17 protein-coding genes are annotated in these 20,092 nt (G+C 62.6%); 5 read left to right on the plus strand and 12 right to left on the minus strand.

Annotation, left to right across the window (positions count from 1 at the left end):
- Positions 1-87: 87 nt before the first annotated feature.
- From ACW4E8_RS18395 to rfaE1, 5 genes are all read right to left on the minus strand, one after another.
- A complete protein-coding gene (locus ACW4E8_RS18395) occupies positions 88-1,269 on the minus strand; it encodes an EpsG family protein (protein ID WP_456805827.1) in 1,182 nt (393 codons plus the stop codon).
- Positions 1,270-1,444: 175 nt separating this feature from the next.
- Positions 1,445-2,554 (minus strand): glycosyltransferase family 4 protein, encoded by a 1,110-nt coding sequence (locus ACW4E8_RS18400; protein ID WP_456805828.1) that lies wholly within the window; start codon positions 2,552-2,554, stop codon positions 1,445-1,447.
- Between the two features lie 80 nt (positions 2,555-2,634).
- Positions 2,635-3,798 carry a glycosyltransferase family 9 protein gene (locus tag ACW4E8_RS18405; RefSeq protein WP_456805829.1) on the minus strand — a complete coding sequence of 388 codons (1,164 nt, stop codon included), beginning with the start codon at positions 3,796-3,798 and terminating at the stop codon, positions 2,635-2,637.
- A complete protein-coding gene (locus ACW4E8_RS18410) occupies positions 3,780-5,246 on the minus strand; it encodes a lipopolysaccharide biosynthesis protein (RefSeq protein ID WP_456805830.1) in 1,467 nt (488 codons plus the stop codon). Before ACW4E8_RS18410 ends, ACW4E8_RS18405 begins: the two co-directional genes overlap by 19 nt.
- A 27-nt stretch (positions 5,247-5,273) precedes the next feature.
- Positions 5,274-6,221 (minus strand): D-glycero-beta-D-manno-heptose-7-phosphate kinase, encoded by a 948-nt coding sequence (rfaE1, locus tag ACW4E8_RS18415; RefSeq protein ID WP_456805989.1) that lies wholly within the window; start codon positions 6,219-6,221, stop codon positions 5,274-5,276.
- A gap of 417 nt (positions 6,222-6,638) precedes the next feature.
- On the opposite strand from rfaE1, the gene ACW4E8_RS18420 reads away from it, so the two are divergent.
- The 4 genes from ACW4E8_RS18420 (at position 6,639) to ACW4E8_RS18435 (ending at position 11,296) form a co-directional block, all read left to right on the plus strand.
- Positions 6,639-7,850 carry a polysaccharide biosynthesis/export family protein gene (locus ACW4E8_RS18420; protein WP_456805990.1) on the plus strand — a complete coding sequence of 404 codons (1,212 nt, stop codon included), beginning with the start codon at positions 6,639-6,641 and terminating at the stop codon, positions 7,848-7,850.
- Positions 7,851-7,863: 13 nt separating this feature from the next.
- The gene (locus tag ACW4E8_RS18425) at positions 7,864-8,328 is read left to right on the plus strand and encodes a low molecular weight protein-tyrosine-phosphatase (protein ID WP_456805831.1); all 465 of its coding nucleotides are present in this window, start codon (positions 7,864-7,866) and stop codon (positions 8,326-8,328) included.
- The gene (locus tag ACW4E8_RS18430) at positions 8,325-10,547 is read left to right on the plus strand and encodes a polysaccharide biosynthesis tyrosine autokinase (RefSeq protein ID WP_456805991.1); all 2,223 of its coding nucleotides are present in this window, start codon (positions 8,325-8,327) and stop codon (positions 10,545-10,547) included. Before ACW4E8_RS18425 ends, ACW4E8_RS18430 begins: the two co-directional genes overlap by 4 nt.
- Before the next feature lie 80 nt (positions 10,548-10,627).
- Positions 10,628-11,296 (plus strand): acetyltransferase, encoded by a 669-nt coding sequence (locus ACW4E8_RS18435; RefSeq protein WP_456805832.1) that lies wholly within the window; start codon positions 10,628-10,630, stop codon positions 11,294-11,296.
- A 149-nt stretch (positions 11,297-11,445) separates the two neighbouring features.
- Here the strand turns inward: ACW4E8_RS18435 and ACW4E8_RS18440 are convergent, their stop codons facing one another.
- From ACW4E8_RS18440 to ACW4E8_RS18450, 3 genes are all read right to left on the minus strand, one after another.
- The gene (locus tag ACW4E8_RS18440; protein WP_456805833.1) at positions 11,446-12,063 is read right to left on the minus strand and encodes a sugar transferase; all 618 of its coding nucleotides are present in this window, start codon (positions 12,061-12,063) and stop codon (positions 11,446-11,448) included.
- A gap of 384 nt (positions 12,064-12,447) precedes the next feature.
- Positions 12,448-12,957: a hypothetical protein gene (locus tag ACW4E8_RS18445; protein WP_456805834.1), complete on the minus strand. Its 510-nt coding sequence runs from the start codon at positions 12,955-12,957 to the stop codon at positions 12,448-12,450.
- Positions 12,914-13,228 carry an acyltransferase family protein gene (locus ACW4E8_RS18450; protein WP_456805835.1) on the minus strand — a complete coding sequence of 105 codons (315 nt, stop codon included), beginning with the start codon at positions 13,226-13,228 and terminating at the stop codon, positions 12,914-12,916. Before ACW4E8_RS18450 ends, ACW4E8_RS18445 begins: the two co-directional genes overlap by 44 nt.
- 282 nt (positions 13,229-13,510) lie before the next feature.
- On the opposite strand from ACW4E8_RS18450, the gene ACW4E8_RS18455 reads away from it, so the two are divergent.
- Positions 13,511-14,539 (plus strand): DUF1839 family protein, encoded by a 1,029-nt coding sequence (locus ACW4E8_RS18455; RefSeq protein WP_456805836.1) that lies wholly within the window; start codon positions 13,511-13,513, stop codon positions 14,537-14,539.
- Between the two features lie 207 nt (positions 14,540-14,746).
- Here ACW4E8_RS18455 and ACW4E8_RS18460 read toward each other — a convergent pair whose 3' ends face one another.
- The 4 genes from ACW4E8_RS18460 to ACW4E8_RS18475 form a co-directional block, all read right to left on the minus strand.
- The gene (locus ACW4E8_RS18460; RefSeq protein ID WP_456805837.1) at positions 14,747-17,311 is read right to left on the minus strand and encodes a beta-mannosidase; all 2,565 of its coding nucleotides are present in this window, start codon (positions 17,309-17,311) and stop codon (positions 14,747-14,749) included.
- Positions 17,312-17,499: 188 nt separating this feature from the next.
- On the minus strand, positions 17,500-18,504 hold the full coding sequence (locus ACW4E8_RS18465) for an amino acid--[acyl-carrier-protein] ligase (protein ID WP_456805838.1): 1,005 nt from the start codon (positions 18,502-18,504) through the stop codon (positions 17,500-17,502).
- A 10-nt stretch (positions 18,505-18,514) separates the two neighbouring features.
- Entirely contained in the window at positions 18,515-19,714 is a 1,200-nt protein-coding gene (locus ACW4E8_RS18470; protein WP_456805839.1) for an acyl-CoA dehydrogenase family protein, read from the minus strand.
- Positions 19,711-19,962, minus strand: coding sequence for an acyl carrier protein (locus ACW4E8_RS18475; RefSeq protein ID WP_456805840.1), 252 nt, complete (start codon positions 19,960-19,962; stop codon positions 19,711-19,713). Before ACW4E8_RS18475 ends, ACW4E8_RS18470 begins: the two co-directional genes overlap by 4 nt.
- Positions 19,963-20,092 lie beyond the last annotated feature (130 nt).

The following is a 20,092-nucleotide window of genomic DNA, read 5'->3' on the forward strand; positions in this document are numbered from 1 at the left end:
TCCCAAGCCCTTCGCATGGTCGAAGTCAGCCGATGACATCCTCGCCAGCATCGAGCGATTTTGTCTACGAATTTCTGACTCAGGACACTAGATGATATCGGCCACCGAGAAGAACAGGTGGTCGGTGAAGCCTTGCCCAAAGAAATGACCAGCGAACCGGTCAAAGATCATGAACAGGTGCCATGAGAAGGCGGCGGAAACGATCACCACCTGCCGCATTCTGTCGATCTGATTGAAAATCGACAGGAAAAATATCAGGTATAGCACGTACTCGTATCGATAATACCTTGGGAAGGCACCCGGCATCAGTACCAGCAAGCCTATCGAGAAAGCAAAGCTGATCAGTATGGTTAGCAAAAGATTCCTGTCGATCTGTTTTCGATAGACGAACAACAGCAGACCCATGCAGGCAGTCTCGATAAGGAACTGTACGGTGGAGCTGAGTTCCATATCGAATTGATCGCTATAGGCAGATATCTTTGCGCCGAGGCCGATCTCGCCCGTTTCGCGTGCCACCAAGTAAGCTCCGAGCGTCCAGCCGGCGCCCAGAACCACCATTTGAGCGACTCGTTTCAGGTTCTTGCCATCACCCAGCCTGGCAAGAACCATCAACGACATCGGCAGCATGCTGTAGTGCACGGCACTGGCACTGACCGCCGTCACAAAGGAACCACGGGTCATGCCGCGAAGCATTAGTGCCACCGCGAACAGCATGACGCAGAAAGCGAGACCCGCTCGAATCCCGGACCCCTGGAAAGCGTAGCTGGTGATGGTGGACGCGTACAGCAGATACGCGATCAGGCCACGATTGGCCAGCATCGCCCCGGCCGCATAGACCAGGAAAAAACCCAGCATGCTGATCGCCACATGGATGCCGATGGATGATGAAAATAGCAAGGAGAAGATCTTTGCGACAACCCAGAATATTGGCTCCGTGCTACTGGTATAGTGGGCCACGCCCTCCAGCATGCTCGTCATGCTGTCATACTGGCCCGTTTGCAAGAAATCGAAGCCCTGCGAATAGCTGTACATATCCGGGCCGAATCCGATCTCGTCACCCTCCAGATACGGCCGCACTGCCAGCAGGAAAGAGAACGCAAGACTTGCGTTCAGAAAGACTGCGAACTCCACCAATGGATACCCACGCACCCGGCGCAACGCAGGCTCAATGAGCGTCACCAGCGCAAAGACGTATGCGAATGGCACCGGCATCAGCAATGCGCAGATGAGAGTGCCGAACAGCGCAAGTGCAGCGAACGCGGAAGCCATGACAACTCACTCCAAAAACGCGCGAAAGCTCGCCTATGTTCTTTCGCACTTATCCGAGCATAGCCGCTCCAGCGCGATGCGACGAGTGCCTTCAGGTGGACATACCACATTGCTTGCGCCGCGGCAGGGCCGCATTGCCGATGCCACCGCGCCTGGCCGCACATCGCTCAACCCGTCAGGCGGGCTGCCCGACGGTCTTTCCTGCCGTCGCGGGCGACAATTCTGTGAACAATCGCCGATTCAGTTCCATCGCGCCCGAAGCATGAAGCCAGTCCTGCGCGAACCTGCGTGCGCCGTTTCGGTGTGCTTCAAACTCGACGGCGGACATCCGTACATAATGGCTCAACACCGTGACAAAGGCTTGCGCGTCGTCGAGGTCAAGATCGTGGCCGGCCCCATGCTCCTGAAGATTCCTCCATGGGGTCCGGTCGCTGATGACAACCGGCAAGCCACAGCTCATCGCCTCATAGATTGAATGTCCGAAGTTCTCGCTATTAGTCGGCAGCAGGAAGACGTCATAGCGATCCATCCGCGCAATCACTGCCTCGTGAGCAACAGGCCCCAGGAAATTGATCTTTACGTTCCCTGGTGCCACGCCTATCAGCGCCTCGCATTCTTCCAGGTAGCCCCGGTCCTCCACGAGCCCATAGATATCGAACACAATGTCGCCCTGCAGCCGGCTCACGATCTCAATCGCCCGCGCCAGATTCTTTTGCCGTACCACCCGGGACAGGGCGACGACACGCAGCGTGCCGGGCGCCTTGGCTACGCACGGGCGAACGTCGTCAGGAACGCCACCGGGCAGATCCGGCGCAATCGTAATGCACTTGTCGGCAACGCCGGTGACACGCTTGATATCCTCGGCCTCGTAGTGCGTGGACGCGTGCCATTGCACATCTTTCAGAACCCCACTGGCTTTAGCAGCGCAAAGGTAGGCCTTCTTCTTCTGCGCACTGAACTTCAACGCTCCTGGCGAGAATTCCCCCCGTGGGGCAATCAGGGTATTCCAGGCAGGCAGCAGCCCGTACCTTGCGGACCACAGTGGGAGAATGGTGAAACGCGGATTAAAGAAGCTATTGAAATACACCGTGTCTGTCATCCTGGTGCCGAGCAGCTTGCGCAGGTGCCAGGGGCGCATCGCCTGAGCGGGCAGGTAGATCACGTCGCCTTTGCCGACTCGCTGCCATGCACCGACCTGGACGTCCGGATAGGCCACCGGTTGCCGAAGATCGCGATCCAGGCAGACGACCTTGAACTCGATGTTGTCGCCCAGATGCTCGATCATATTGGCAATACTCCGCACCGGACCTCCGGAAAGGGAACCGGGCAAGTAATGCTGCAGGAATACGAGTATGCTTCGCTTTCTCATTTTTTCCCCTCGACTGCGATTCGCCATGAATGATGGGCACAGGCGTTCATCAAGCAAGGCTCCCGGGCTTTCTCATTCCTCTCTTCCTGAAGCATCAGCTCCTGCGTTGCCGCGACCACGTCTTCGACCCTGATGGCGCGGATGCACATTTTGTCGAACTCTTCGCAAGTGACTCGCCTGCACCCGGTGCATGGCACCTTGTGGTAAAGGATGCGATGACCATGGCCGCACGGAAACCATACTCCCGGTTCGCAGCGGCCACTGAATACGGCGACGCAGTGTATTCCCACCGCAGCGGCCAGGTGCATCGGCCCACTATCGTGCCCGACATAGAGCCTGGCCATTTCCAGCAAGGCCGCGCTTTCCCGGGGAGTCATGCTGCCACACAGGTTGATGACGGGCCCGCTCCAGCATTGTGCGATGCTGGCGCTCTCCTGGACCTCATCGGGAGCGCCGATGAGCGCCAGTCCCAGATCGGGGTCGCGAGCTGAGAGCAGCCTGGCCCAACTCTGCCATCGATCCGCTCCCCAGTGATTGACATCTACCTTCGTGCCAATGCTTGCCGCCATAAAGCGTCCGGCGCCACGCCACCCACTGATCGCGGCGCGCGCTCGTGCCCGTTCACCGGCGTCCAGCTTCAGGTCCCAGAATGCACGATCCGCGAGATCGACCGGGCCAAGCGGCGCGATGTTCCTGAGCAGGCGCGAAGCTTCCGACTCGACCTGACCCTTGCCGGGCACGCTCAGATGCGAGTGGTAGGTACCGTCGTAATTCAGCCCGATCACCTTTCGGATGCCGCTTAGCCGGAAGAACATGCTATCGCGTACCAGCGATGACAATGGCCGCTGGGGCATCAGGTAGATGACGCAATCAAATTTTTCGGCACGCAGACGGCATGACAGCGTGATGAAATCCTTTATCGAAGACGTGCGGGCATCGTAGTCAATGAACTGATGCACCAGGCCGGAGGGCGCGAGAATCGAAGCGATCGGCGCCTCCTTCTTGCCGATTCCAACCGGAAGATTTGCAAGAATCGCCCGATGGGAGTCAGGGAAAGCCCGGGCGATGAGATGGAGCGCGGGTAACGCTACGACAGTATCGCCGAGCGATCCGGTTCTGAAGATGAGTATTCGTTGCGGCATTATTTGTTCTCTTTCCATGACTCCACCGAGCTGCGCGCTCCGCGCAGGAAGAGCGGGATCCAGACCGCGCCAATCAGCGCGGATGAACAGATCATTCCCAGCAATACCCCAATGAAACCCATTCTCATGGCGAGGTAATACTGGAGTCCGGCATTGACAACGGCCTGGGCCACGGTAATGCGAATAAGAACATTCTGGCGGTTGAGCGCCTGGCACGCGAATGAGTGCGCTTCTGTCCAGCATCTGATTGCCAGATAGCATCCGAACAACACAGTCTCCCAGGCGCCTGGTATGGGAGCGTTGGCACCGAACAGCCAGTGAAAGGTATCGTTCCTGACCAGCAGCAGTGCCATGGTTTCCAGCGTGACGCCGAGCACCCCGACCAGCGCAAGACGACGGGCCGACGCAGTGATCTCATCGAGGCGCCCGCGGACTCCCAAGGCACTCCAGGTCGGCCAGGCCGCGGTCAGAAGCGTCCAGTAGAGACTCATCCATACCCAGCCCAAGCGGTAGAGCACGTTGTATTGCGAGATGTCTGTCGCAGTCAGTATCTGGGACATCACCAGATACTCGATATTGAAGGACAGCAGACCAACCAGCGCGAATATCCATGCGTTGCGAGCGCGCGGCAGCAATGGCCTCAACTGACCGAGCCACGCCGACGCCGGCAGGGCCCCATCCTTCACAAAGACCATGGCTAGCGTCACCACCCCCACCAGGCCGAGACTTGCGGCATAGCTGAAGAAAGCTCCCACCAGTACATTGTCGGCACTGGCGTAACGCACCGAAATCCATACTGTGGCAAATGAGACGACGGCACCGGCGACCTGGAGAAGGTTGGCGGTGACGCCTTTCCCAAGCGCATACATCAGGCGCGAGCCAACCGATCCCGCAGTGGCCAGGGAAAAGAAGACTCCCGCCGCCATCAGCAGCAGGACTCCGGACGTCGCGCTGACTGCCGGGTTGTTCCTGAACAGAAATGGCGCCAGGAGATAGGCGACGGGGAGCGAGACGCAACTCACTACCAGCACGGCGGCCACGACACACAGGCATGCCGAGCCAATGATTTCCCGGATTGGCTGCCCTTTCTCCCGGCGTTCAGCGATGGCATTCTGGACTGCCACGCCCAGACCGATATCAGTCAGGGAGAACCAGGCCATCAGCGAAGCGACCAGCGCGTACGCCCCGAACTGTTCGGCACCAAGGCTGCGAGTAAGCACCGGAACTATCAAGAGCTGCAAGCACATCGCAACGATGCGCGCGCCCCATCCCGAGGAGACCAGCAGTACGGGATTGCCGAACCTGCCCCGCACCCCGGCGCTGCCAGCCTCATTCGGGATTTCCGCAATGGCTTGCGCGCCCTGGGCTTCGCGGTCGCAATGACCGCCACAATTTTTCAATGCGTCGCGACCGGAAAGCCAGGAAAGCCGATTACGGAGAACTCCCGCGAAGTAGGCAGCATTCATGGCCGATAGCGCGTCAGTCCAACCGGCCTAGGCCTCGACCGCAAGCAGCTCGGCGCACGTCAGCGTCGACGTGCCAAGCTTGCCTACGACGATTCCGCCAGCCCGGTTGGCATAGTGCACGGCCTCCTGCAATGGCACGCCCGCTGCCAGCATGACGCCGAGCGTAGCCACAACGGTATCGCCCGCACCAGAGACGTCGTACACCTCGCGCGCCTGTGCCGAAATGTGCAATGCACCGGCCTCCGTATAGAGCGTCATGCCCTCTTCCGAGCGCGTCAACAGCAGTGCATGCAGCATCAGCGCGCGGCGCAACTCCTGCGCGCGGCCTGTGAGGTCGCTCTCCGAATGCCAGGCCCCTACCACGCTACGCAGTTCGGCGCGATTCGGTGTCAGGATGGTCGCACCGCGGTACTTGGCGTAGTCATCGCCCTTGGGATCCACGAGGACGATCTTGCCGGCCTCACGGGCAAGGCTGATGATGCTGCTGACGTGACGCAGGGCGCCTTTCCCATAGTCCGACAGCGCGACCACCGGATAGCGCGGCAGCATCGAGGCAACGGCCTCCATCTTGCTCTCCAGCGCCCGGATCGCAGGCTGGCCCTCCATGTCGATCCGAAGCACCTGCTGGCGCCTTGCGAGTATGCGCAGTTTTATCGTCGTCGCCAGCCCGGTGTCAATCTCCAGGCGGGCCTCCACACCGATTGCCGCGAGCTGGCGCCCTATGGCGCGACCAGGCTCATCGTCACCGATGACGCCAATCATGCCGACCTGCGCGCCCAACGCAGCGGCGTTCCTTGCAACGTTCGCCGCACCGCCCAGCCGTTCATCCTCGTGCTCGATCAGCACTACCGGCACGGGTGCCTCCGGGGAGATCCGACTCGTGTCGCCGAACCAATAGCGGTCAAGCATGACATCCCCTATCACCAGCAATCGCGCTGATGCCAGGGTTGCCGCAAGAGCAACTTCCTTTGCTATACCGATGTCCATAGGAACTCCCGTCATCAAACGCTCTGCTGCTCACCCACGCGTCATCTACACTGACGTACATACCAGCGCCTCGAACTGGGCGGTGCCCCGCGGGCAATGCAGTGTCGTGCCAGCTAGCATCCGGATCTGGAGCAGCCTCATCTGTGCGTTGACCCACGGAACCCTGGCGATCCCCCAGGCGCTCCTCGAACGCCCGCTCGGGAGCCGCTTCCGCCCGTGCTCCAGATGCGTGCGCTGCCGTGCAGACCGGCTTCGGGCAGGGCGACAGCGCCGCCCGGAAACCGTCGCCGGCAGGCGGCCTGGCTCGCGTGGGCATATGGCTCGCCCTTAAATACTTTCAGTGTGCGACAACGCACCGAAACAGGGAGCGGCCCCTCCTAGGATGCAATCGTCGGGGGACATGGCATATACGGTGCGATGCCCACTGCTACCAGCAAGGAGACCGCCGTGAGTTCAGTCAATTGGCGCTTTCATTTTCGGGACTTTTCTACCCATCGCCACAGTGTCCTTTCCAGTCTGGCGATAGTCGTTGCTACAGGTCTGCTGGCGGCTTGCGCCGCATCGCCGGGCATGTACTTCGACAACAAGGCGGTAGTGAGTGCAATCGGGCCCGATGTCGTACCCAAGGTGACACCGATCACCCTCGATCTGGTGAAAGCTCAACGCAGTAAGGCTCGTACGGACAACGAGCGGGTCGAGGAACTGTTCGCGACTCCGCAGCCTTATCGGATCGGCCCCGGCGACATCATCTCGGTGGTGGTATGGGACCATCCGGAACTGGTCTTTCCCACCCAGACCTACAGCATCGGAGCCGCCTTTGAGATCCCCACGTCGAGCGGTGGCTCCAACGTGCCTGGCTATGTGGTCAGCGCGCAGGGCGATATTCAGTTCCCCTACGCCGGCGTCATGAAGGTGGCCGGCAGAACGGCAAACGATGTTCGCAACCAGATGGCGCGTGTGCTGTCGCGAGTGGTCAGGGATCCGCAGATGACGGTGCGTGTGCTCGGCTTTCGCAGCCAGCGCGTCTATGTCGACGGCGAGGTCCGCACGCCTGGCATGCAGGCCATCGACGATGCGCCCATGACCCTGGTGGAAGCGCTCAACCGCGCCGGCGGTGTGCTGAACCTGACCGGCGACAACAGCCGCATTCGTGTTACCCGCGGCGAACGCAGCTGGTATGTCAACATCCCCGCGCTGTTGAACAAGGGTATCGATCCGGCCCGCATCCTGCTGCGCTCCGGCGATATTGTCCGCGTGGAACAGCGCGAGGACAACAAGATCTTCGTCACCGGCGAAGTGGTGCGCCCGACCTCCCTGCTGATGCGCAATGGGCGGATGACACTGAACGAGGCGCTTGGCGATGCCGGTGGGGTCAATCCGAGTTCGGCCAATGCGGAGCAGATCTACGTGATCCGCAAGGCGGCTGATGGCCAACCCAATGTATTCCACCTGGACGGCAATTCGCCGGCAGCGCTGGCCATCGCCGAGGGTTTCGAGCTGGAGCCGAAGGATGTGGTCTATGTGGACGCACGTCAGGTGGTCCGCTGGAGCCGCGTGATCAACCAGCTGATACCGAGTACGCAGCCGGTGTTCAGTGCCACGAGCGCACTGAAATAGTGGGGCGCGAGAGATGGTTCGCTCAATCCTGGTCATTTGCGTCGGCAACGTCTGCCGCAGCCCGATGGCGGCTTGCCTGCTGGGCCGCGTCCTGCCCGCATGCGATGTGGCTTCGGCCGGGCTCGCGCCGCCGGTTGGCGCACCCGCTGACCCGAACGCTGTCAGGCTGCTTGCGCGTGAGGGATACGATCTGGCCAGTCATCGCGCCCGCGCTGTCGATGAAGCGCTCGTGGCGGCGGCAGATCTGATTCTTGTGATGGACAGCGAGCAACGCGACGAGCTCGAGCAAGTGTACCCGCAGGCATGCGGAAAAACGCACAGGCTCTGCGAATTCATGCACACAGACGTGCCGGACCCATACGGATGTTCGCCGAGCATGTTCGTGATCGTGCTGGAACTGATCAAGCAGGGCATCGCATCATGGTCTACGCGGCTGGAAGAAGTTGTACCGGCCGATGGTCAAGGAGAGGCATCATGAAAACGGTCAGTGCGCGGGACAATGTCCCCGCTGGCGCGGACGACCGCGGCACGGCAGTGGATCTGACGGCCTATCTCGATTTGCTGGTTCGCTATCGCCGGACCTTCCTGTCCGTAGCCGGGCTGGTCATCGGCGTAGGCCTTGTCTATGCCCTTGTTGCCAAGCCGGTCTACCGCACCGACATGACGGTGCAGGTGGAGGAGTCGAGCGGCAATGCCGCCAGCAAGCTCGCGGCCGGCGTCTCGCCGGTGTTTGACGTCAAGCCCGCCGCTTCTGCCGAGATCGAACTCCTGCGTTCACGAATGGTGGTCGGCAAGGCGGTCGACAACCTGCGCCTGTATATCGAGGCCGCGCCGCGCTATTTCCCCCTGATTGGTCCGGCCATCTCCAATTTCAACCCGGAGCTGTCGCGCCCGGGGCTGTTTGGATGGGGCGGCTTTGCCTGGGGACATGAGTCGATCACCGTGCCCCAGCTCGACGTGCCTGCGCCGATGGAGGAGCGCAAGATCATGCTGACTGCGCTGGGTGACAACCAGTATCGGGTGCGGTTCGCCAGCGACAATGCCGAGGCCACGGGCACAGTGGGAACGCCATTGGCGATCACCACCGCCACCGGCACGGTCACCATGCTGGTCAGCCAGCTCGATGGGCGCCCCGGCAGCCAGTTCGTGCTCCGTCGACTGCCTCGCAGCGCGGCCATCACGCGGCTGCAGGAGCGGCTGATGATCAGCGAGCGTGGCAAGCAAAGCGGCGTGCTTGGCGTGTCGCTGGAAGGCATCTCGGCGAGCATGACGGCAGCGGTCCTCAACGAGATCGGCAACGCATATGTCGACCAGAACATCCGCCGCAAAGCTGCGGAAGCGGAAAAGTCGCTAGCCTTTCTCGAGCAACAGCTACCGGTGCTCAGGCAGCAGGTCGACGCGGCCGAGACCCGATACAACGCGATGCGCAATCAGCGCGGCACGATCGATCTCAGCGAAGAGTCCAAGCTGATCCTGGGACAATCGGTACAGATCCAGACCAGGCTGCAGGAATTGCAGCAGAAGCGGCAGGAACTGGCTGCGCGCTTTACTGCAAACCACCCGGCCATTGCACTGATCGATAACCAGATTGCCGGCCTGAACGCCCAGTTGAATGGCGTATCCGGGCGCATCCAGAAGCTGCCGGATGTAGAGCAGAACGTGCTGCGCCTGATGCGCGACGTCAAGGTCAGCACCGAGTTGCTCCAGTCGCTGCTGAACGATGTCCAACAGCTTAAGCTGATCAAGGCGAGCAAGGTGGGAACAGCGCGGCTGGTCGACCCGGCAGATGTACCGCTCAAGCCAGTGCGGCCGAACCGGGTGATGATTGCCGGGATGTCATTGGCCCTGGGCTTGTTTGCCGGCCTTCTGGTGATCTTTGTGCGCAACGCTCTCGATGGCGGCGTCGCGGATGCGGACGAAATCGAGCGGCAGACTGGCATGACCGTCTACTCAACCATCCCCTTCAGCAAGCAGCAGTCACTGCTGCCATCGGCAGGCGGGCTGCTGGCGCTTCAACAGCCAGATGACCCCACGGTAGAGAGCCTGCGCAGCTTCCGCACCGCGTTGAAGTTTGCCCTGGCCAGCAGCAGTAGCCGAACGGTAGTGATCACCGGGCCCGCGCCAGGCGTCGGCAAGTCATTCGTGTGCGCGAACTTTGCCGCGATTGCCGCCGCCGGGCACCGCGTGGTGCTCATCGATGCCGACCTGCGCCGGGGCGGCTTGCATGGTTCCTTCGACGCCAAGCGTGGCCCAGGCCTGACTGAGCTGCTGATGGGTGCGCCGCTGGAGCAGGTCATACAGCGGCAGGTGGCGCCCGGCCTGGATTTCATCTCGACCGGCACCAAGCCTCCGCATACGGCGGATATGCTGCTGAGCCCGGGCATGGATTCTCTGCTGGCGCAGCTCAAATCGCGCTATGACCTGGTGCTGATCGATACGCCGCCAGTACTCGCGGCCGCTGACGCCGGCATCCTGGCCGGCAAGGCAGGCGCCGTGTTCCTCGTGGCGCGCGCCGAGAAGACCACCGTCGGCGAGCTGGTCGCGGCGCAGCGAACCATCCGCCAGGCTGGCGCAGAGGTCAAGGGCGTGCTGTTCAATGGGCTCGTGATCGAGGGGCGCTGGTATCGGGCCCACTACTACTTCGGCAAGTATCGCTATCTCGCCGAGTACGGTCGTGCACCGACCAAGCAGGCTTAGAGGTGGCGCCCGTACGGGCGCCATCGTTCCCTTGCCATGATCATCTGCCTCGGCTTTGCCTTTCCGGGGCTCAACCAGCCATGCCACTTGTCAATGCGTCTCCCATCTCCTCGGTCGTCATCGCCGGCGCTGGCGGCCTTGGGGTGGAACTCTATGATTACCTGCACGATGAAGCGTTGCGCGGCGGCCCAGCTGTAGCGGGCTTCATTGACGACAGCCCGGGCAAGGTTCCGGACGGCGTCGATGCGCCCAATCTGGGGGCGGTTCGCCAGTTCCGCCCCGCACCGGGCCAGGCAGTGCTGGTCGCGATCGGTTCCCCGCAAGCGCGGCAGGAGGTACTGTCGTGGCTCTTGCAGAACGGGATCACGGTCCCGCTGTATGTGCATGACAAAGCCCTGATCTCGCCTTCCTCCCGTTTAGGCATCGGGGCCCTGATCTTTCCTTTCACCGTCGTCAGCCGGGGCGCGGTGGTGGAAGACGGCGTGGTTGCCAATGTCTTCTCGGGGATTGGCCACGGTGCTTGCGTGGGCGCGTGCTCGGTGCTTTCGCCGCACGCCGTGCTCAATGGCAACACCGCGGTCGGGCCGGGGTGTTTCCTGGGCACACGGGCAACGATCTACCCGGGCATAAGGATCGGTGCGGAATGCGTGGTCGATTCCCACACCGGCGTTTCGTCCAACGCCAAGGACCGGCAGTTCATCACGACCGGCAATTACCAGATTACCTCGCGCCGCATTCGGGATCAGTGAGGATGGGTTACCGGGTCACGACGCGGGTCACAAGAGAACTTCGGTAAGCAGGCGGCATTGCAACGGCGCGCCTGCACCGTCAGCCCTGACCAGGGGCTGCCGCCGAGGCCCCTGGCTTGTCGTGGCATGTCGCCACGGTTACCACCACCTCATGCGACATCCACATCGGGCGCGCTGCGCTTGCTGCCCCGGAACCGGGGGGCGGAGAATTCTCCTGCGGCGCTGATGCCTTCGCGCGTCAGCACCTTGATGACTGTCTTCCACAGGATCACCACGTCCAGCCATACCGATACATGGTCGACGTACCACACGTCGAGCCTGAACTTCTCCTCCCAGCTAATGGCGTTGCGTCCGCTGATCTGCGCCAGCCCGGTGATGCCGGGGCGAACGTCATGGCGGCGCGCCTGCTCTGGCGTGTAGAGCGGCAGGTATTCCACCAGCAGCGGACGCGGTCCCACCAGGCTCATGTCACCCTTGAGGACATTCCAGAGCTCCGGCAGCTCGTCCAGGCTCGTGGAGCGCAGGAATGCGCCGAATTTCGTGAGCCGTTCCGGATCCGGCAGCAGCTCGCCATCCTCGCCGCGGGTGTCAGTCATGGTGCGGAACTTGAGGAGCTTGAATGGCTCGCCGTGAAGCCCTGGTCGCACTTGCCGGAAGAAGACCGGCTTGCCCAGCTTCAGGCGGATTGCGCAAGCCAGGAACAGTAGCGGAACGGCAAGCAGCAGGAGGCCCAGCGAGGCCAGGCAGACGTCAAAGATGCGCTTCATGATGGTTCATCCTGCCGTTGAAATCCGACCTCAGGCGATGGAGGTGGGCACCGCGTCGCCGCATGGAGGGATGCCCGGGAAAGTGGGAATGTTGCAGGGAGAGACCTGTGTCCCGCGTCTGCGCCCGGGCCAGTGCTGGGGCCAGGCACGCAAGTGGTGACTGCATGCCCCACTGGCTCAATATAGTCAAGCCAGCAAGCCGGCGTGGCACGGCTATGTGGCGGTGGGCACAAAGCCCGAGTCGCCGGCGCCAACCTCAGTCCCGCGGCACGGGCCTCGTCGCCATCTCTTCTGATTTTCCGCCACCGGGAACTTGGATGCCCCGAAAGTTCTGACGCAGCTCACGCAGCTTCACATCGATCAAAGGTGCCGCCGACCCAGCCATCACTGGCTTCCCAGAATACCACCCCAGAAACCAGCAGTGCAGCAGGGATTCCGGCAAAGACAACCCGATGCTCCATGGAGGAACCGGGCGTCAATACGCAGAATCCGATGACGCCGGCCGCAACCCAGCGCCGCAGCAGCCAGCTTGGAGAGCCGGTAGCCGGACAGGTTGAGCCAGGCAAACAAGCAACCGAGAATGAATTCCAGCAGCAACGGGTCGGTCAGGAATCGGAAGAGGAATGGCGTTGGCCGGGCCAGTGACAACAGGGACAGCACGACAAAGAAACCAGGCAATGCCCAACGCATACGCCGCTCCGAAAACAGGATCGGATATCGCAAGGACCAGCGTAGTAACATCTCATACGTCAGCGTCCAGCCAACATAGAGGACGGGGTAGGCGTTACCGTGTTCTTTGACTTCGTATGGGATGAAAAGATAGGAGGTCACTATCTGCATCACCGTGAATTCAGTGCTCTTGAGACTTGGCACTGCCCACACAATGACCAGCATCAGGCTCGTGAAATCCAATACATCGGCGCGATTCGCGTGATCCGGGCGACCATGAAATCCCTTGCCGCCCGAGGCCCGCGACGCCGGTCACCGTCATGAACCCGGAGATGAAGAAGAAGATATCGACTCCGGCCCAACCCCACTCGCTCGCGTCCGCAAAACCACCAGGCGCCCACCCGAAGTTCTTGATCGTGGCCGCCGAATGGTAGGCGACCACCGCAATTGCCGCGACGGCGCGCAGCGATTGCACGGAAGATAGCTTTTGATTCATGACGTGCGCCGGTGCGTTACCCTCGACATGAGGTCCATCCGTTGGCGCAAAATCCGGGCAAGGCGTTAATTGATTTTGGCTCCTTTCGCGCTTGCGCACCGTTGGCTATCTCACATTTCAACCGCTTTGCGGACTCAGCGCGGCCCTGTTCACTGGAGCACGGGAAAGCCTCCGATTCTGTTGGAGAGCGCACCGAATGGCGGGGGCCCTCCCGCTAGAGTCAAAGTCAACGCGCAGGCAAGCAGGCAAAGCCTCGGGGCTAGACAGGTGCGGAGGACCGACATGAAAGCAACCACAGCACGCGGTGAGGGCGGCGGCGGACTCGACGCTACCCCTGCGGCGATTCCGCATCCTCACGCACTGCATGGCGCCGAGGCCATCTGGCAGGAAACCAATTGCTATATCGACCTCTGGGTGGAACTGCTGCATGGCTGGGGGCTCGAACCGCGCGCGGGACTTCCGTTCACGGTTGCTCAGGACTTTGAAGGGGATCACTTCACCTTCTTCAAGTACCCGCAAATGGATCTGGAGACGCTGTACGGAACCGTCGTGCAGGAAATGGCGGTCTACGACACGCTCCAGGCGCACGTCATGGCCCAGATCGAACGCGGTCACACCGTATTGCTCGAGGTCGACAGCTATTATTTGCCCGACACGCATGCCACGGCGTACCGGCGCGAGCACGTCAAGACCACCTTGGCCATCGACCGTATCGACAGCCAGGCCCAGCGCCTCTGGTACTACCACAACCTCGGCTATCACAGCGCGCACGATGAAGACTATCGCGGCCTGCTGCGGCTTTTGCCTGACCTGAGCGGCAATGGCAATATCCTGTTCCCTTATGCCGAATGCGCGAAACGCGTGCGGCCATCGCTCGAGTCGTCCGCGCTGGTCGACGCCTCGGTCGCGTTGATGCGCTACCACCTGGCCAGGCGCCCTGCAGCCAACCCGGTGGGACGCTGGCGCCAGGTGTTCGGCAAGCATATGGACGCGCTGCTGGCACGTAACGATGCTTATTTCCACTTGTATGCCTTCAATTTCCCGCGTCAGCTCGGCGCCAACTTCGAGATGCTGCACCACTGGCTGTGCTGGCTGCGCGAGCAAGGACGCGAGGCGCCCATGGCCGTTATCGGCTCCGCACGGACCATCGCGACAGAATGCAAGGTATTGCAGTTCCGACTGGCGCGTGCAGCGGCGCGCCGGCGCGCCGATCCCTGCACGGACTGCCTGGATACACTGGAAAGCTGCCATGACCGGACCATGGAAGGCCTGGTCACTGCCTTCGGTTGCGTCGGCAATGCGCCCGCGTAAGGCAGAGCCGCTAGCCGCAGAACCGCCAGCCCGCTCCCCTTCGTCCGGTGGCACGGGAGGCTCTGTATCTCCAGGCGTATCGCGAGTTGCAACGACAAGCGAGAACTAGCGCCGCCCGGCGTCTCGCGCATCATGTCGCATCCACCGAAGGCGCAACGTGAAGATCCGATGCGCGTCGGCCCTGGGCAATGATCCGATCGGCGCAGGTCAACCACCATAGCCAAGCGAATGTTCCGCGTTGACGGCGTACACCTCGCCGGAAGGGGGCGGAACCGCGTGCGCCCCCACCTTGCCCTCATGCACGAGACGGAGCCGCCGGCTGCTGCCCGGTGCAAGATGGAACCAGTTCTCGGAGGCATGGTAGGCATGATCCTCGACGTGTACCCATCGAGCGAACCGCTGTGTCGACACGGTAAGCCACCACTCGCCGTCCACTTGCTCAAGCTGTGCCCGCAGCCCTGGCGCCTTGAGCGCCGCGGCACGGCGGTCGGGCAAATAGACGGCTTGGCTCAGTTGCTCGCCACTGTCAGGGGCAAGCAGTGTCGCCAACACGACATCATGCGTCCGCGGGCCGAAGCGGTAGGCATAGGTCAGGTCGAAGAAGCGGTCAAGCAACGCAGCAGCTTCCACGCGCTGCGCACTGCGGGCCGGCAGGCACAGACTGTGCCGCGCCTGCGCCACGACCGCCTCGCCACCGCGCAGGCAATGCAGCTCCAGCGCCAATGCACGTGGCTGCGGCGTTTCGTTGAGCACGTGCAAGTGCAGTCCGTTGAGCCCTTCATCGGTAATCAGTACCTGCAGCGGCTGCCAGACTTGCCTTAAGGCATGCCACGCCGATTTAGGACGGCCGCAGGCATCAACGATACCCCAGCCGGCGCCAGGCATCAGGTCCTGCAGTTGCCAGACCAGGCCGCCTGAGCAACTTGACCCGACACGCCGCCATTCGCTGAAGACTTCGGTCATCACGTCCGCGACCACGGCGCGCGACAGCATCAGGTAGCGCCGGGGCTGCTCATACCGCAGGTGCGGCGGATCCACGTCATACAGCACACGCAAGTAGTGCTCGCGTACATCCTCGAAATCCCACGGCGCGTCGGCGTCGCGCGGCACCGAGGCTTTCCAGCGCGGAGCGTGCAGCGGCGCAGACAAGCCGTACTCCGTCAACGTGCGGTCACCGGGCACATTGGCAAAGGCCAGGCATTCGGAAGCGAAGCGCACTTGCGCCAGGCGTGCGTCAGCCAACGGTCGCTGATAGGCCCCGACGCCGTAGTAGTGGCTGATGCCCGTGTCGGGCTGGAACGGCCAGCTGCCACCGGTTGGCGAATTGCTGACATACACCACGTCCGGCCGATGGGCGGCAACCAGGCCCGGAATCAGTTCGTCGAACAGCGGTTGCTTCCAGTCGCTGCGCGAAGCGCCCAGCATCGAGGCCTGCTGCTCCGCCTCGCTGCCGCCACACAGCACTGCGAGACTCGGATGCGCCCGGGTTGATGTCAGCCATTCGGTGACTTCACGCGTGATGTCATCTGTGAGGCCAATGCCGGGCCCGATGCCGCCGTAGTCAAAATTGGCGAACATGAAATCGTGCCAGACCAGCAAGCCAAGTTCGTCACAGATCCGGTAGAACGCTTCACCCGGATAGCATGTGACGCCGCTGATTCGCACCATGTTCATACCGCCCTTGCATGCCAGCGCCAGCCAATGCCTGGAGGCTTCATCGGTGTCCGCCAGCCCGGGCAGATCATGGCTTGAGATGCAGGCCCCGCGGCAAAACACCGGCTCGCCGTTGATGCGTAGCGCGAAGTGCCCAAGCTCGCCAGCATGATCCGACGATACCGTGCGAAAGCCCACCCGGCCGCAGTCGATGCCGCGCCCCTCGATGGTCGCATCGACGCGGTAGAGGCAAGGTTCGCCGTGCGTATGCGGCCACCACAGCCTGGGGCGCTCTACGCGCACCGTGCCCACGAGGGTGTGATTGTCAGCGCGCGACAACGAGCCGGGATAGCAGCAACCCTCGGCATCTCTGGCTTCGAACAATCCCGAAGCCGGCGCGGACGCCGGAAAATGCAGGCGCAGCGTGATGACACCGAGATCGCCTTGCACCTGTCCGGACAGGTCAGCGCGCACCCCATGCAGGATGTCGTCACTGGCCGGGTCGAGCAATTCCACCGAGCGCCAGGGACCCACCGCATGCACCGGCGGGCACCACCCCGGCATGTGGCCAAGCAGTGTCGTGCGGACCGTGCGCAGCGTCGGCGGCACGATCATCCTCGGCTTCCAGCGCACGAGGCCGCGCTGCTTGCGCAACCATGGATGGAGCGCGCGAAAACAAAGGTACAGCAGGTTGTCGCCATCCAGGTCGAGCTCCACCTCATGCGCGACGAACATATGCCGGGCGCTCAGCACGAGCTTGCCGTTAAGCCAGGCTTCGGCCAACGTGGCGAGGCCGTTAAAGCGCAACACGCGGCGGCCACGGCCCGCAAAGCTGACTCGATACCAATGGTCATGCAAGTGCAATGGCGGCGGCGCCGAGTCGTCCCAGCGCCCGGCGGCGCGCAGGGCGCTGGCCACCGTGCCGGGCACGGGCGCTGGCAACCAGGCTGCGGTGGGATCCAGTGCGGCGGGGCTATCGGCTGCGCCGGCGGGCGTTTGCACCCAAACCCACTCGCCGCCGAGCGCGGCGCTGCCGATGGCAACGCCAGGGCGGCTGCCGCGCGATGCCTGCAGACCGGACGCCGAAGTGCCCGTGTCCGCGTTAATTTGCGCCTTCATGGACTGCCTTCCCTGAGAAAACCTGACAGGACCCGAACGCCAGCACGGCGAAGCACGCGTGACTCCCGGGACGGCCGCCAGGGCGCGATGCCGGGCAAGGCGCCGGCCGCATCCGCCGGCACGGCACCTCATGGGCCGAACGGATGCGGCACGTAGCGTCGTCCTGTCGCGCCCGTACTAGCGCCATGCTAGATGCCTCCGAGCACGTCACGCACCCGCTGGGGCCAGTTCGCCAGTTTGAAGCCGTGGTGGCGCAGCAGGGCCAGTGTCAGGCGCTCGATGCCAAAGCCCACGCAGCCGGTGTGCGCCGGCGCGCCATCCGCGGTACGCAACGGCCATGCGTGCGCGAAATGGTCCATGTGGTAGTTGAAACTCATGCAAGCCGTGGGCGGCGCGCCATCATTGATCGGCACCAGCAACTCGAACTTCAGCTTGAGCTCGCGCTGGCTGTCGGCCACGATCTTCCCACCACGGCCAAAGAACGGATCGTTCGCCACGTCAACCTCATGCGGCAAGCCAAGCAGGCTGGCCAGTTGCGTGCCACGTTCCATCCATCGCTGACGGAATTCTACGATCTGCTCGGCCATGCCGAGCCGGACATATTCGCGCATGCGGAACATCTGCATGCGTGCAGGGTCAATCGATGGCTCATGGCGGAAGCAATACGTGAACACGTCAACCACCAGCCCGTCCCGAGGCATCGGACCGCGGCCGGCCACTACCGGGTAGACGGGATAGCACGCCGCAGGCGCCAGCACCACATCCGTGGGCTGCTGCTGATCGGCCCATTCCTCGCCGTGCTCCAGGCGCGCCAGGATACGCTGATGCTCTCGGTCACCGCCACAGAAGCAATGCACCGTCCCTGCCAGTTGGGGAAAGCTCTTGAGATACTCACTCGCTTCGAAGTCCTTGCGCGGCATGGCAGGAGGAAATCGCATCACCTCCGCGTGCTGGTCGGCGCCCAGTTTGCTGATGGCGTAGTTCAAGCCGTCGGCAATGCTCTCGAACAGTCCGCTACGGCCATAAATGCCGGCGACCGTGGTGGGATAGAGCACCCGGGCGTCAATCAGCGCCTGCCGGTAAGCCCGGCGGCCCGTGTCAGGATCCTGCGCCGGCGTGGCCACGGCATGATGGTCACCCGGGGCAACGGATGCGTCGTCGCCTGGCACGTAAGCGTTGCTGGTATCGTCCATGGACGGCTCCTCAGGCAGACCGGTCCGCCAGTAGCAGATGGGCGGTATTGGTCAGAATGCGATCGTTGTTGATCATCAGGGGGGCGGACCACAGATCCCGCAGGTGGCGTCCCAGGCTGAACGGCGTGCCATGCTTGTAGCCCGCCATGCCGCAGACCAGCATCGCGATTTGCACCGCTTCGAGCGCCAGCGCCGACACGCTGGTCTTGAGCCCGTTCATTTCCGCCGCCAGGTTGAAAATTGCCGACACACTCTGGCTTGCATGACGCTGGCGTTGGTGAGCCAACGCCAGTTCCAGCCGACCCTCCAGCATCTGGATAATGGCAACCGCTTCGGCCACGCGCGTAGCCGAGGGCGGAAGCGTGCCAGGCCGGGCGCGCGCCTGGCCCTGGAACAGCACCTTGGCGCGCTGAACCGCGTCCGCGGCGATGCCAGTCCACAGGGCAGACCACAAGATGTGCGACACGGGGGTCATGGTGACGTCGGCAATCTCGCCGAACGGCACGGGCAGGATCTGATCGGTATGCCCGCGGGCTTCCAGCCGGAATCCATTGCTGCAGGTGCCGCGCATGCCCAGGGTATCCCATGTGGAGAGACTTTCCAGTACGTAGTCTGGCTTGAGCACGCTTACCATGACCTGGTCCGATGGCGAGGCATCGGGATGGCGGCGTGCCGTGACGAGGATACCGTCCGCATGAGCGCCATAGGAAATGGTCGGCGCCATCTTGAGCAAGTGCAGGTTGCCGCCGTCGGCGTTGACCGCGCAGCCGCTGCTGCGCAGGGCACCGCCAATCGCCTCTTCGGAGGTGGCCGAAGCCAGCAGCAATTGTTCGCTGGCCAGGCGCTGCAATAGCTGCGCGTGCCATGCGCTGGTGCTCGCATGATTGACCAGGCATGCCACCTGTATCTGGTGCATGGCGTAGATCATTCCCGTCGAGGCACAGGCACCGCCCAGCACGCGGCAGACCGCTGCGATCGTTTCCAGCGACGCGCCATCACCGCCACAGGCTGCCGGCACCATGGCGCCCAGCAACCTCTGCTCACGCAATATTGCAAATGCCTGGTGCGGAAAACACGCATCTGCGTCGACCTGGTCGGCATGCCTGCCTGCTTCTGCCGCGGCCAGGCGCGCCCCGGCCAGCAAGTGGGCGGCGTCAGCAGTCTCTGCGCGCGGACAGGCCTGCTCGACGCTGGCGAGGACCGGGCTCATGCCGCCTCCTGCTCTTGTTTGATCTGCTCGGTCGCCGCAGCCAGTGCGCTGATGCTGCGGAACAACTGGCGGGTCAGCATGCGGTCAGGTATCTCGATGCCGAAGGTATTCTCGATCGCGAGCATGACCTGCACCGTTGCCAGTGATGACAGTCCCGCTTCGTACAGATCGGCCTGGTCGTCCAGCGATTCAACTGGTACGTCAAGTCGGGCAACTTCCAAAAGTATGGTGCGTATCGCTGCTCGCATGCTGGGCTCCAGGTTGAGGTACAACGCCTTGGTGACCTATTGAGCCCGAACGTCGCACGCGCATCAGTGCGTTTTCACACCAATGCGCGTGCTCAGGAACGTCCGCCAAACGCTCGCAGAAACGGGTACA

It is taken from the genome of Cupriavidus sp. CP313, from assembly GCF_054072015.1.